The 13,186-nt window shown below is 70.2% G+C and carries 13 protein-coding genes; 4 read left to right on the top strand and 9 right to left on the bottom strand.

Going from position 1 to position 13,186, the window contains the following annotated elements:
• Window positions 1–39 precede the first annotated feature (39 nt).
• Window positions 40–1,212, top strand: a complete 1,173-nt coding sequence (gene rnd, locus JTN19_RS17320) for a ribonuclease D (protein WP_206935206.1) — start codon at window positions 40–42, stop codon at window positions 1,210–1,212.
• Window positions 1,213–1,371: 159 nt separating this feature from the next.
• Here the strand turns inward: rnd and JTN19_RS17325 are convergent, their stop codons facing one another.
• From JTN19_RS17325 to JTN19_RS17335, 3 genes are read right to left on the bottom strand one after another with little or no spacing between them, the layout of a single operon-like run.
• Window positions 1,372–2,331, bottom strand: coding sequence for an MBL fold metallo-hydrolase (locus JTN19_RS17325; RefSeq protein WP_340643361.1), 960 nt, complete (start codon window positions 2,329–2,331; stop codon window positions 1,372–1,374).
• Window positions 2,328–2,933, bottom strand: coding sequence for a pyridoxamine 5'-phosphate oxidase family protein (locus tag JTN19_RS17330; RefSeq protein WP_340643362.1), 606 nt, complete (start codon window positions 2,931–2,933; stop codon window positions 2,328–2,330). The genes JTN19_RS17325 and JTN19_RS17330 overlap by 4 nt, the downstream gene beginning before the upstream one ends.
• Window positions 2,930–3,769, bottom strand: a complete 840-nt coding sequence (locus JTN19_RS17335; RefSeq protein WP_206935212.1) for an ATP-binding protein — start codon at window positions 3,767–3,769, stop codon at window positions 2,930–2,932. The genes JTN19_RS17330 and JTN19_RS17335 overlap by 4 nt, the downstream gene beginning before the upstream one ends.
• A gap of 139 nt (window positions 3,770–3,908) precedes the next feature.
• Here JTN19_RS17335 and yajC point away from each other — a divergent pair, with 139 nt between their 5' ends.
• Complete coding sequence (gene yajC / locus JTN19_RS17340) at window positions 3,909–4,244, top strand: preprotein translocase subunit YajC (protein WP_191085852.1); 336 nt, start codon at window positions 3,909–3,911, stop codon at window positions 4,242–4,244.
• A 13-nt stretch (window positions 4,245–4,257) separates the two neighbouring features.
• Complete coding sequence (locus JTN19_RS17345; RefSeq protein WP_206935215.1) at window positions 4,258–5,127, top strand: alpha/beta fold hydrolase; 870 nt, start codon at window positions 4,258–4,260, stop codon at window positions 5,125–5,127.
• 4 nt (window positions 5,128–5,131) lie between these two features.
• Here JTN19_RS17345 and JTN19_RS17350 read toward each other — a convergent pair whose 3' ends face one another.
• From JTN19_RS17350 to wecB, 3 genes are all read right to left on the bottom strand, one after another.
• A complete protein-coding gene (locus JTN19_RS17350; protein WP_242531238.1) occupies window positions 5,132–5,443 on the bottom strand; it encodes a hypothetical protein in 312 nt (103 codons plus the stop codon).
• Window positions 5,444–5,538: 95 nt separating this feature from the next.
• Window positions 5,539–6,780, bottom strand: coding sequence for a UDP-N-acetyl-D-mannosamine dehydrogenase (wecC, locus tag JTN19_RS17355; RefSeq protein ID WP_206935218.1), 1,242 nt, complete (start codon window positions 6,778–6,780; stop codon window positions 5,539–5,541).
• Window positions 6,777–7,901 (bottom strand): non-hydrolyzing UDP-N-acetylglucosamine 2-epimerase, encoded by a 1,125-nt coding sequence (gene wecB, locus JTN19_RS17360; protein WP_206935222.1) that lies wholly within the window; start codon window positions 7,899–7,901, stop codon window positions 6,777–6,779. Before wecB ends, wecC begins: the two co-directional genes overlap by 4 nt.
• 929 nt (window positions 7,902–8,830) lie before the next feature.
• On the opposite strand from wecB, the gene JTN19_RS17365 reads away from it, so the two are divergent.
• On the top strand, window positions 8,831–9,208 hold the full coding sequence (locus JTN19_RS17365) for a helix-turn-helix domain-containing protein (RefSeq protein WP_206935224.1): 378 nt from the start codon (window positions 8,831–8,833) through the stop codon (window positions 9,206–9,208).
• Between the two features lie 48 nt (window positions 9,209–9,256).
• Here the strand turns inward: JTN19_RS17365 and JTN19_RS17370 are convergent, their stop codons facing one another.
• Genes JTN19_RS17370 through JTN19_RS17380 form a run of 3 tightly spaced genes read right to left on the bottom strand, consistent with a single transcriptional unit; the run spans window position 9,257 to window position 13,087 of the window.
• Complete coding sequence (locus JTN19_RS17370) at window positions 9,257–9,694, bottom strand: PRC-barrel domain-containing protein (RefSeq protein WP_206935227.1); 438 nt, start codon at window positions 9,692–9,694, stop codon at window positions 9,257–9,259.
• 31 nt (window positions 9,695–9,725) lie between these two features.
• Complete coding sequence (gene mdoH / locus JTN19_RS17375; protein ID WP_206935230.1) at window positions 9,726–11,579, bottom strand: glucans biosynthesis glucosyltransferase MdoH; 1,854 nt, start codon at window positions 11,577–11,579, stop codon at window positions 9,726–9,728.
• The gene (locus JTN19_RS17380; RefSeq protein ID WP_206935233.1) at window positions 11,567–13,087 is read right to left on the bottom strand and encodes a glucan biosynthesis protein; all 1,521 of its coding nucleotides are present in this window, start codon (window positions 13,085–13,087) and stop codon (window positions 11,567–11,569) included. Before JTN19_RS17380 ends, mdoH begins: the two co-directional genes overlap by 13 nt.
• Window positions 13,088–13,186: the final 99 nt, after the last annotated feature.

Raw genomic sequence — 13,186 nt, forward strand, 5'->3', positions numbered from 1 at the left:
ACTTTGCGCGCCGCCCGCGAGGCCCTAAACCCAAGGGCAATGGCCCGCAGCACCGACCCCACCCCCCGCCTCATCACCTCCGCCGAGGAGCTTGCCGCCCTCTGCGAGCGCCTCCGCACCGAACCCTATGTGACGGTGGACACGGAGTTCATGCGCGAACGCACCTATTGGCCGGAGCTCTGCGTCGTCCAGCTTGCCGGCGAGAGCGAGGTGGCGGTCGTGGACGCCCAGGCCGAGGGCATGGACCTGGCGCCACTGGGCGAACTCCTGGCCGACCCCGCCGTGGTGAAGGTCTTCCACGCCGCCCGGCAGGATGTGGAAATCTTCCTGCTGAAATTCGGCGCCGTGCCCACCCCCCTCTTCGACACCCAGGTGGCCGCCATGGTGGCCGGCTTCGGCGACCAGGCGAGCTATGACAGCCTGGTGCGCGCGCTGGCGGGGGCCGCCATTGATAAGGCCCACCGGTTCAGCGACTGGTCCGCCCGGCCGCTCTCCGCCGCGCAGATCGCCTATGCGGTCGCGGACGTCACCCATCTGCGCCGCGTCTATCGGGAGCTTCGGGAAAAGCTGCTGAACGAGGGGCGGCTCGACTGGGTGGCGCAGGAGATGGACGCGCTGGCCGAACCCGAAACCTACATCACCCGCCCCGAAAATGCCTGGGAACGCCTGAAGCCCAAGACCAGCAACCGCCGCTTCCTGGGCGTGCTGCGCGCCGCCGCCGCCTGGCGCGAGGCCGAGGCGCAGCGCGTGAACATCCCGCGCGGCCGGCTGGTGAAGGACGAGACGCTGCTGGAACTCGCGGCCTCCGCCCCCGCCACCCCCGAGCAGCTGGCCCGCGCCCGCGGCGTGACCGAGGGCTTCGCGCGCGGCAAGTCGGGTGCCGGCCTGCTCGCCGCCATCGCCGAGGCGCGCGCTTTGCCCGATGACGCCCTGCCGGAGCCGCTGGAGGCGCGCAAGGGCGCCGGCGCCTCGCCCGCGCTGGTCGCGTTGCTCAAGGTGCTGCTGGCCGCCGCCGCCGAGGCCCACAACGTCGCCCCCAAGCTCCTGGCCGACACCGAGGATCTGGAGCGGCTCGCCAGCGAGGCGGAGCCCGATGTGCGCTGCCTCGCCGGCTGGCGGCGCGAGGTGTTCGGCGAGGATGCGCTGGCGCTGAAGCAGGGCCGGCTGGCGCTGGGCGTGGCCGGGCGGCGCGTGCGGCTGATCAGGACCTGATTCACGCCCTCAGGCGCCGGGCGCGGGTGTTGTTCACGCCCTCAAACGCCGGGCGCGGCCGCTGGCCGCTTGGCTTCGCGCCGCCACGGGCGCGAGGGATGCCCGGTCGGTTTGGGCGCGCCGGCCGCTGTGCGGCCGGTGGGTTGGGAAGGCCGTTCCCTACCGCAGCGGCAGCGCCAGCGTCTCCCCGAAGCCCGGCACCCGGAAATCCTGCGTCCCCCGCGCGGCCAGCAGCCGCTGGACGGGCTCCTCGATCCCCTCCTGCGTCAGCTTGAAGGTGCCGAAATGCATGGCGATGGCGGTGCGGGCGCGAAGCTGGCGCTGCGCCTCCAGCGCCTGTTCGGGCGTGATGTGGACGTGCTGCATGAACCACAGCGGCTCATAGGCGCCGATGGGGATCAGGGCCGCGCCGAAGCCGCCGAAATGCGCGCCGATGGTGTCCAGATGCCCACCCGCCGCCGTGTCGCCGGTGAAGAGGAAGCGGCCGCCGCCGGCCACCTCCACCGCGAAGCCGCCCCACAGCGCCATCGCACGGTCGCGGATGCCGCGCGCCGAGAAGTGGCGCATGGGCACATAGGTCGCCCGGTGCCCGCCGGGCAGCGGCGCCGCCTGGCCCCAATCCAGCTCCACCGCGCCCGGCACGCCGTTGCGCGCCAGGAATTCGACATGGCCCAGCCCCGTGATGAGGCGCGGCTGCCAGCGCGCGTGCAGGGCGCGCAGGCTGGGAAGGTCCATGTGGTCGTAATGCCCATGGCTCACCAGCACGGCATCAATCCGCGGCAGTTCCTCCAGCGCCAGGGCGGGCGGCCGGGCGCGGCGGGGGCCGATCCAGGTGAAGGGGCTGCACCGCTCGCTGAAGATCGGGTCGGTCAGCAGGGTGGTGCCATCGGCCAGCCGCACCAGGAAGGTGGAGTGGCCCAGGAAGGTGAAGGCCCCCTGCCCCGCCGGCACCTGCGCGGGCGGCGGGGGCTGCGGCGAGTCACGCAGGTCGCGTGGCCAGGGGGTGCCGCGGCGCTCGGTCAGCATCCGCGCGACGCGGTGCAGCGGCTGGAAGGCCTGGGTGCCGTCCGGATTCAGGAAGCGCCCGCGCGCGTCGCGGGTGGCGGGGCCGAGCCTCACCACATGGTCTTGGCCGCGCGCTCCGGCCATTCGCTGTCATAGCGCGCGCCGCCCACCTCGCCTTCGGTCAGCGCGGCCAGGATCTGGCCGGGGGTGGGCAGGTCGGGCTTGGCGTGGGGTTCCCAGAGCGCCGCGCGGATCACGGCGCGGGCGCATTGGAAATAGATCGTCTCGACGGTGATGATGGCCACACTGCGCGGGGCGCGGCCCTCCATGGTGAAGCTCTCGCACAGCGCCGCATCCGCCGTGATGCGCGCGGTGCCATTCACCCGCAGCGCATTGCCGCTGCCGGGGATGAGGAACATCAGCGCCACGCGCGGGTCGCGCAGGATGTTCCGCAGGCTGTCGATGCGGTCATTGCCGCGCCGGTCGGGCAGGGCCAGCGTCGTCTCGTCCAGGATGCGGACCAGTTGCCCCGGCCGGTCGCCGCGCGGGGAACAGTCCAGCCCCTCCGGCCCCGCCGTCGCCAGCGCCAGGAAGGGCGCGGCCTCGATGATGCGGCGGTATTCGGGGATGATCCGCGGCGCCTCCTTGCGGGTCGAGGCCGGGGTGGGCACGCCATAGAGGGCGTGCAGCACCTCCAGGCTGTCCAGGAACTTCACGCCTTCACCCCGAGGCGGCCGGCCATCTCCTGGATGAACTGCCAGGCCACACGCCCCGAGCGCCCACCGCGCGTGACCGACCATTCGATGGCGGCTTTGTGCAACTCCTCCTGGCCCACGGGCAGGTTCATCGCCCCGGCATAGCCGTCGATCATGGCGAAGAAGGTGTCCTGGTCGCAGTTGTGGAAGCCGATCCAGAGGCCGAAGCGGTCGGAGAGAGACACCTTCTCCTCCACCGCCTCGGCCGGATTGATGGCGGTGCTGCGCTCATTCTCGATCATGTCGCGCGGCATCAGGTGGCGGCGGTTGCTGGTCGCGTAGAACAGCACGTTCGAGGGCCGCCCCTCGATGCCGCCATCCAGCACGCTCTTCAGAGCCTTGTAGTCGGCATCCTCCTTCTCGAAGGAGAGGTCGTCGCAGAACACCAGCGCGCGACGGTGCTGCCCGCGCAGGTGGTTCAGCAATTCCGGGAGCGTGCGGATGTCCTCGCGATGGATCTCGATCAGCGCGAGGCTGCCCGGGTGCTGGGCATTGGCCTCGGCATGGGCGGCCTTCACCAGCGAGGACTTCCCCATGCCCCTGGCACCCCAAAGCATGGCGTTGTTGGCCGGCAGGCCGCGGGCGAAGCGCAGCGTGTTCTCCAGCAGGATCGCCTTCTGCCGCGCCACCCCCTGCAGCAGCGTGATGTCCACGCGGCTGACCACCGGCACCGGCTGCAGCCGGGCGGGCGGGTGCCAGACGAAGGCATCGGCCCCCTCCAGGGTCGGCGGGGGCGGGGGCGGCGGGGCCAGGCGTTCGAGGGCGGCGGCGATGCGGGCCAGCAGTTCAGCGTCCATCCAGGCGTTGAAGCGCCGCCCCGGCCGTGAGTCCAGGGGGCGGCCAGCCCTTGCCTTGAGGCCCCCCTCTTCTTGACGCTGGGGGCCGGGTGGCTAGGTTGCGCCCTCTCCATCTCCCCCATCGCCCCTGCGAGGACACATGTTCATCTCCCCGGCCTACGCCCAGGACGCCGCCGGCGGCGCTGGCGCCATCGTGATGCAGCTTCTGCCGCTCATCCTCATCTTCGTCGTGTTCTACTTCCTGCTGATCCGTCCGCAGCAGAAGAAGATGAAGGAGCACAAGGCCATGCTGGGCGCGCTGAAGCGCGGCGACCGCGTGGTGACCGCGGGCGGCATCCTGGGCGAGGTCAAGCTCGTGAAGGAAACCTCGGATGAGGTGGAGGTCGAGATCGCCAATGGCGTGCGCGTCACCGTGGTGCGCGGCACCATCTCCGCCGTGATCCGCCCCGAGGCGGCGAACGACGCCAAGGGCTGAGGACGCCCCCGCCATGGAGCTTCTCACCGTCGAAACCCCGCAGGCGGTTGTGGCGGTGGAGGCCCATGGCCCCGCTGACGGCGCCCCCGTCTTCCTGCTGCACGGCTTCCCCTACGCCGCACGCTGCTATGATGGCGTGGCGCCCCTCCTGGCCGAGGCCGGGCTGCGCGTGCTGGTGCCGCATCTGCGCGGCTATGGCCAGACACGGCTGAAGCCGGGCGTGCTGCGTTCCGGCGCGCAGGGCGCGCTGGGGGCGGATCTCCTGGCGCTGATGGACGCCATGGCCGTCCCGCGCGCGCTGCTGGCCGGCTATGACTGGGGCGGGCGGGCCGCCTGCATCGTGGCCGCCCTGCACCCCGCGCGCTGCGCGGGCCTCGTCTCCTGCACCGGCTACAACATCCAGGACATCGCGCGCGCCAACGAGCCGGGCCCGCCGGATGTGGAAGCGCGCTACTGGTACCAATACTACCTGCACGGGGAACGCGGGGCGCGGGGGCTTGCCGCCAACCGGCGCGAATTCGGCCACCTGCTGTGGCGCATGTGGTCGCCGACCTGGCATTTCACCGAGGCCGAGTTCGCCGCCAGCGCCGCGCACTGGGACAACCCGGACTATGTGGAGGTGGTGCTTCATTCCTACCGCCACCGCTTTGGCCTGGTGGCGGGTGATCCGGCACACGAAGCGATCGAGGCCGGGCTGGCGCGCCAACCGCCCATCATCGTGCCGGCCACTGATCTGCACGGGGCGGCGGATGGCGTCCATCCGCCCGGCCCCGGCGTGGCGCCGGGCTTCACCCGCCGCATCCTGGCCAATGTGGGCCACAACCCGCCCCAGGAGGCGCCGGCGGAATTCGCCGCCGCCCTCCTAGAGTTGCATCAGGCCTGAAGCCTCAGCGGGTCGCGCGGTCCAGCGCGCGGCCGGCCGCCGTGCCCGGCGGGTTGCCCGGCGTGCCATCGGCCTGGCCCGGATAGGCGCCCGAGGTGTTGGTGCCCGCCGCGCGGTCGAAGGCGCGCGAGGCCTGGGTGCCCGGCGGGTTGCCGGGCGTGCCGTCACGCTGCGAGGGGTAGGCGCCCGAGATGTTCGTCCCCGCGGCGCGGTCCGCGGCGCGGCTCGCCTCCGTGCCGGGCGGGTTGCCGGGGGTCTGGGCGCAGGCCGCGCCCAGCAGCAGCAGGCCGGCGGCGAGGATCTTGAACTGGGTCATGTCAGCACTCCGATGGGGGACGCGGCGTGCGTCCCGGCCAGGGGAACGCCCGGTGTGACATTCCGTTGCAGTTCCGGGGAAGCCGTGCGGCACCCTCACCAGGCGCCGCGCGTGTCCACCACGATCTTGTCCTTCACCACATCGTGATCCACCGTCAGGAAGGAGGCATGGTCCACCAGCAGAAGCAGAATGTTCGCGCGCTCGGTGGCGCGGTCGAAATCCCATAGTTTGAGGCCCAGTTTGGCGAGGTTCTCCGGCAGCGCGTTCACATGGGGCTCGACCACCAGCAGTTCGCCCACCTCCGCGCGGGCCAGTTCCTCCACGATGGTGACGGCCGGGCTTTCGCGCAGGTCGTCCACATCCGCCTTGTAGGAGAGGCCCAGGCAGGCGATCACGGGCTGCTTCAGCGTGGCCGCATGGCGGCGCACCTTGTCCACCACGAAGCCGGGCTTCGCTTCGTTCACCTCGCGCGCGGTGCGGATCAAGGGGCTGCGCTCAGGGTCGGCGGCCACGATGAACCACGGGTCCACCGCGATGCAGTGCCCGCCCACGCCGGGCCCGGGACGCAGGATGTCCACGCGCGGGTGCATGTTGGCCAGCCGGATCAGCTCCCACACATTGATGCGCAGCTTGTCGCAGATCATGCTGAGTTCGTTGGCGAAGGCGATGTTCACGTCGCGAAAGGCGTTCTCGGCCAGCTTTGCCATCTCGGCCGTGCGGGCATTCGTCAGGTGGATCTGCCCCTTGGCGAAGACGCGGTAGAGCAGCGTCGCGGCCTGGGCGCATTTGCGCGTCAGCCCGCCGATGATGCGGTCATTCTCCACCACCTCGCGCAGGATATGGCCGGGCAGCACGCGCTCCGGGCAATGGGCGATGCGGATGTCGGAAAGCTCGCCCGCCTGGTGCGGAAAGGTCAGGTCGGCGCGCGCGTCGGCGAGCCAGCGCGACAGCCGCTCCGTCGTGCCGATGGGCGAGGTGGATTCCAGGATGACCAGGTTGCCCCGCGCCAGCACGGGCGCGATGGCGCGCGCCGCGGCCTCGATATGCGAGGTGTCTGGCTCGTGCCCCGCCATGAAGGGGGTGGGCACGGCCAGGATGAAGGCATCGGCCGCTTCGGGCGTGAGCGCCGCGCGTAGCCGGCCCGCCTGCACCACCTGGCGCAGCAGCACGTCCAGCTCCGGCTCCACGATGTGCGGCTGGCCGCGGTTGATGCTCTCGACCGCGGCGGGCTTCACGTCCACACCCACCACGTCCAGGCCATTGTCGGCGAAGACGGCCGAGGTGGGCAGGCCGATATAACCCATGCCCATGACGCAGACGCGGCTGAAGCGGGTCATGGGGCGTCTTGCTCCAGCAGGCGGGCCACGATGCGCCCGGCGGCGGCACCATCGCCGAAGGGGTTGCGGGCCTGGGCCATGGCGGCATGGGCGGCCGGGTCATCGAGCAGGCGCGTCGCGGCCGCGACCAGCACATCCTCGCTGGTGCCGACCAGCAGGGCCGTGCCGGCCGCGATGGCCTCCGGCCGTTCGGTCGTGTCGCGCGTGACCAGCACGGGCTTGCCCAGCCCCGGCGCCTCCTCCTGCACGCCGCCCGAATCCGTCACGATCAGGTGGGCGCGGCGCATGAGCTGCACGAAGGGCACGTAATCCTGCGGCGGAATGAGGTGGATGGAGGGGCTCTGCGCCAGCATGGCCTCGGCCACCTCCCGCACCCGCGGGTTCGGATGGACCGGATAGACGATCTGCACATCGCCGCGGCGCGCCAGGGTGACGAGCGCGCGGCAAATGCGCGCGAGGCCGCCGTCGAAGCTCTCCCGCCGGTGGCCGGTGACAAGGATGAGGCGCCGGGCGGGGTCGAGCCAGGCAAAGTCCCGCGCGAAGCGGGCCGCCTGCCCCGGGTCCGCATCAAGTCGCGCGGCGACCTGGTGCAGCGCATCAATCACGGTGTTGCCGGTGACGAGGATGCGCCCTTCGGCAATCCCCTCGCGGCGGAGATTCGCCGCCGCGATCTCGGTGGGGGGGAAATGCAGCTGGGCGATCTGGCCGATGAGGCGGCGGTTCATCTCTTCCGGCCAGGGTGCCAGGATGTCGCCCGTCCGCAGCCCCGCCTCCACATGCGCCACGCGTGCATGGCGGTAGAAGGCGGCCAGGGCGGCGGCCAGGGCGGTGGTGGTGTCGCCCTGCACGATCACCCAATCCGGCCGCGCCTGGTCCATCACCGGGCCCAGCCCGTTCAGCACGGCGGTGGTGACATGGGTCAGGTCCTGGCCAGGCTTCATGATGTGGAGGTCATGGTCAGGCACCAGGCCGAAGACCTCCAGGACCTGATCGAGCATCCGTCGGTGCTGGCCCGTGACGCACAGGAGCGATGAGACACCAGGTGCCGCGGCCAGCGCCTGCACCACCGGGGCCAACTTGATCGCGTCGGGTCGGGTGCCGAGGATGGTCAGGACACGCAAGCGAACTCATCCCTCCCGTTCAGCCGGGCCCGCCGGTAACTCCATGCGAAAGTAATGGATATGCCGCGAGGTTCTCCATGGAAATTCGCACGATCAGAATTCGGCCGCGGGAGGTTCCGCCCTGGCTTCATGTGTATTGGGGTGACGAGAGAAGCGAAAGGTCTCATCGCTTCTTGCGACAGGACATGGAGGGTGCTGTGCCGCCGGTGGCCATGGCCAGCATGGGCACGGAAACCACCGGCCCGTCGCATGCGGTGACCATGGGTGTCGGCACATGTTGCCGGCAAAAAATTTGCATCAAACGGATTAATATGCTGCATATAGCTCAATCCGCTTTCGTCCGGCGGTGGTTTCACCTCCCTGTTGGTCGTTGCGAGATCGGGCGAGTTGCGTCGAATTCGCATTTGCGCCGATTGCCACCAACCACGCATTTCGTTTATCGTCATTCCGGTCAACCACACCGAACAAAACGTAGCGGCTTCAGCGGCTCACTCGCAGCTCGCCTTCCAAAACCCAGCCGAATGGCCAGGCTTTCGAGTCAATTTTCCTGCAATACGCCTCAAAAAATGGAACTCATTCGTGCATTTGGCGTAAAAGAGATAAAGTCTTTTGTGTTCCCGGCGGAGAGTATATTGTCATGCATGAGGATGATTTGGCTGCAACCGAACCTCCGATAGTTACGTTGAACAGTGTATCGGCGTTTTCACCCTGATCCCGAATTGATTCCGTGTTTCACCCCCCAAATGCCTGTGCACGCGAAAGGGAGCATATTTATGGGAATTCAGATGGACGGGCGCGCAAGTCTTGCTCCGGGCGGCACGATCACCGGAAAGACGGCGAGCAATTCCAGTGCCCCCGGACGCGAACCCCTGTCCCGCATCGAGGCCGAGGAGATGGACGCATCCGTACCAGCCCGCGTGCGCGCGCCCATGCCCAGCGACTCGGCGCTGGGCCGCAAGGTCCGTGAATTGCGCCGGTCCCGCGGGATGACGCAGAAGGAGCTGGCCAGCGCCGTCGGGGTGACCGGCGCGCAGCTGCACCGCTACGAGACCGGCGCCACCCGCGTGGCCGCCAGCCGCATGATCGCCATCGCGGAAGCCCTGGGGGTGCGGCCCGATGTGCTGTTGGAATCGGCGGCGCCGGAGCCCATGCCATCCATTTCCACCGAAGCCTCGACCGGCGAGGACCTCCTGGAGCTGATCCAGCTGTTCAGCGCCATCGGCGACCCGAAGAACCGCAATGCCATCCTGGCCGTGGCGCGGATGATGGCCTCCACCAACCCGACCGGCGGTGGCAACGGCGGCTGAACACAGGAAGAAGGGCCAGGGAACACAAGCCCCCTGGCCCAGATCGGATCAGATCCGGCCGCTGCCGCCCAGCGTGCGCGTCGCGGTGCCGGGCGAGACATAGTGGCGGTCCACCGCCCCACGCCAGCCGGTGTCGCCCCAGCCCGCTTCGTCATAGGACTCGTAGCTCGGCGCACCGGTCAGCTGCGCTTCGGTGAGCGAGGTCACATACCCGTCCTGCCCAGGCACATAGGTCAGTTCGGACCAGGGGATCGGGTAGTAGCGCGAACCGAGGCCCAGGAAGCCACCGAAGGTCAGCACCGCATAGGCGACCTTTCCATCCTCCTTGCCGATCATCACGCTGTGGATCGAGCCGAGATGCTGGCGGTTCGGGTCATAAACGCTCGTCCCCTCGATCTTGTAGGAGGAGATCAGCGTGTAGGTTTCGTCGCGCGCCACGTCGCCGTCCGAGGCGCCGGGGGTCGTGCTGCGATAGTTGTCGCTCATGGCGTTTTCTCCGTTATGTATCACTGTCGGATCAACGCTCTGAGGCCAGCCGGGTTGCCTCCGCGAGCCGCAGGACAGGCGTCGGCCGGGCCTCCGGCGGCGTCTCCAGCAAAGCCCGAGCTGCCCTTCCCGCCTCGCCCGAGGTCCATCCGACGAGCACGGGCGCCAGGAGCAGCCCCGCCAGCACCGGCGACATCCAGGCCGCCACCATGGGCTCCATGGTATAGGCGGTGGCGAAGAGGACCAGGCCCAGCGCCACATGCCCGCGTGAGAAGCGCAGGCCCTCGCGCCAGGCCCAGGCGCCGGCATCACGCCGCTGCGGCTCCCACCCGCTGTCGCGCCCCCGCAGGATGGCCCAGAGCTGGCGGATCTGCGTGACCATCGTGATGGGCGAGAGCAGCGCCGAGAGGATGATCTCGAAGACCAGCCCGCCCAGCAGGCGCAACTGCCCGCCGATGCGCCGCGGCCCCTCGGGCGAGAGCGCGAAGGCCACCGCCCCCATGACCTTGGGCGCCAGTAGCAGCGCCATGGTGCCGGCGAAGACGGCGAGCGCCCGTTCGGCATCAATCACCGGCCATTGCGGGAAGAGCACCGGGGTCGCGGGGAAGTATTCCGGCCGCACGAAGCGCGCCTGCACGCCCACCAGCAGCGCGATCAGCAGGAAGGCCAGCCAGAGCGGCGCGCTGACATAGGCGAAGATGCCCTGCGCCATGTGCAGCCGGCTGACCGGGTGCAGCCCCGGCGCGCCGATTACGGCCGCGTGCTGGAGATTGCCCTGGCACCAGCGCCGGTCGCGCACGCAGAGGTCGGGCAAGGTGGGCGGCCCCTCCTCCCAGCTGCCGCCCAGGGCGGGGTCGAAAACCACCTGCCAGCCGGCGCGGCGCAGCAGCGCGGCCTCGACGAAGTCATGGCTCATGATCTGCCCGCCGAAGGGCTTGCGGCCGGGCAGCTCGGGCAGGCCCGCGGCCTCGGCGAAGGCGCGGGTGCGGATCATGGCGTTGTGGCCCCAGTAATTGCCCTCCGCCCCCGTCCACCAGGCGAGGCCATGCGCCAGGGTCGGCCCATAGACATGCCCCGCGAATTGCTGGAGGCGCGCGAAGAGCGTCCGCCCCCCATGCAGCATGGGCAGCGTCTGGAGCAGGCCCATGCGCGGCTCGGCCTCCATGCGGGCCGCCATGGCGACCAGCGTCTCGGCCTCCATCAGGCTGTCGGCGTCGAGGATGAGGAACTGGCCATAGGCATCGCCGAAGCGCCGCACCCATTCGGCGATGTTGCCGGCCTTGCGATGGGTGTTTTCCTCGCGGCAGCGGAAATAGACCGCCGCGCCGGGCAATTCGCGCAGGCGCCGTGCCGCGCCCCACTCCGCCTGGCGCGCCGCGGGGTCGCGCGTGTCGCTCAGGATGAAGATGTCGAAGAGGTGCGCCACCCCTGCCTGGTCGAGCGAGGCGCGCAGCGCGGTCAGCGCCACCTCCATGCGCGGCACCGGCTCATTGTAGATGGGCATCAGCAGCGCGGTGCGCCCGCGCGGCGGGGCTTCGGGCCGCGCCGTCCGGGGCCGGTGCAGCATGACCAGGAAGCCGGCCAGCGCGCTGGTGAAGGACAGCGCGATCCAGAAGAACAGCATCCCGAACAGCGCCGTCATGATGGCACCCAGCGAAGTCCAGCGCGCATCGTCCAGCACCTCCCACATCTCGTGGATGGCGAAGACGGTCAGGATGATGGTGCTGCCGAACACCAGGGCGCGACGCAGGCCGATGCGGATGTCGCCCCTTTTCTGATGACTGGGGGCTGGCGGCGCCTCCGGCCGCCGTGCCAGCGGGTGCACCGGCATGGCGAGGGGCGCCTCGGGCGGCAGCGCCTCCGCGCGGGCGATCAGGCCGTCCACCGGTAGAGCCAAGTCTCGGAGAGCGCCGTCTCGCCCCGGAGCAGCTTCACGCGCAGCTCGACCAGTGAGGCGCGGCCAGGCTCCATCACGAAGGCGAGGCGCCAGCCGCGCGTTTCGGGATTGGGCTGCAGCACAATGTCGCGCACGCGCCCGGGGCTGGACTCCACCATGACTTCGGGCGGCTCGTCGGCACTGGCGCCCAGCGGGGCGAGCGGCGTGGTGTCGAGCACGAAGCGGCGCGCGCCATTCCCCGCATCCGCCATGCGGGTGGAGGCGAAGCGCAGCACCGAGGCGTCGTCCGAGCGGCCGCGCCAATGCAGGCGGTAATGGAACTCCGCGGCCTGGCCGGCGATGAGGCCGGCCTGCGGCGCCCAGGCGGCGTAGATGTTGTCGTGAATCTCCGACCGTGTCGGGATTTCCACGAGATGCACCTCGCCCGGGCCCCAATTGCCCAGCGGCTCCACCCAGAGGTCGGGCCGCGTGTGGTAGCGCGCCTCCAGGTCCTGGTAGTCGGCGAAGCCACGGCGGCGCTGGATCAGCCCGAAGCCCCGCGGCCCTTCATCGCGGAAGCCGCTGCCCTGCAGGGTGCCGGGGTTGGTGAGCGGCCGCCAGAGCTGCTCGCCATGGCTGGTGCGGACCATCAGCCCGTCGCTGTCATGCACGGCAGGGCGGAAATCCATCCCGCCGCCCGGCGCGTGCGGGCCGAAGAAGAACATGCTGGTCCCGGGCGCGATGCCCACGCGCGGCAGGTCGCGCCGGGGGAAGAGGGTGGCGCGCACCTGCATCAGCGTGGTGTCGCCGGGCATGATGTCGAAGACATAGGCGCCGGTGACGTTGTCGCTCTCCAGCAGCGCATGGACGCGGATGGAGCTGGCATGCGGCGCCGGCCGCTCGATCCAGAACTCGGTGAAGGCCGGGAATTCCTCGCCGGCGGCCGAGGCGGTGCCGATGGCAAGCCCGCGCGCGGAAATGCCGTAATCCTGCCCACGCCCCACCGCGCGGAAGTAGCTGGCGCCCAGGAACACGCAGACCTCGTCGAAATGGTCGGGGCGGTTGAGGCGCGCCAGCAGGCGGAAGCCCGCGAAGCCGAGATCCTCATTCTCGGCGGGGGCCTCGACGCCCTCGAAGCGGAATTGCGACGCCTGGTAGGGAATGGGCCGGATCTCCTCCCCCACCACCTCGTGCAGCAGCACCTTCTCGCGGAACAGGAAGCCGCGATGATGGGGCTGGAGCTGGAAGGACAGGCCATCGGCACGCCACAGCGCCTGCTCGGCGTCGAAATGCAGGCGCCGGTAGCCGTCATAGTCGAGATCGGCGAAGCGGCGCGGCAGGTCCGCCTGGCGCGGGCGCGGGGCGCGGGTGGCCAGGTCACGCGCCAGCGCCGTCACCTTGTCGGCGCTGAACGGGGCGGTGACGGCGGGAGGGGGCGATGTCTGTGCCACAGGGCTCGCGGCGAAGGGCGTGACGAGCAGCGGGCCAGCGCCCAGGAGAAGCGTGCGACGTTGCATGGCTCAAGCGGGACGGGGCATGGCGGGGTTCCTTAGGCGCCGCGGGCCAGCTCAAGCTCCAGCCCCCGGCACGCCCTGAACGCCCCTTGTGCCCACAGG

The organism is Roseococcus thiosulfatophilus, from assembly GCF_017311575.1.
GTDB classification, from domain to species: domain Bacteria; phylum Pseudomonadota; class Alphaproteobacteria; order Acetobacterales; family Acetobacteraceae; genus Roseococcus; species Roseococcus thiosulfatophilus.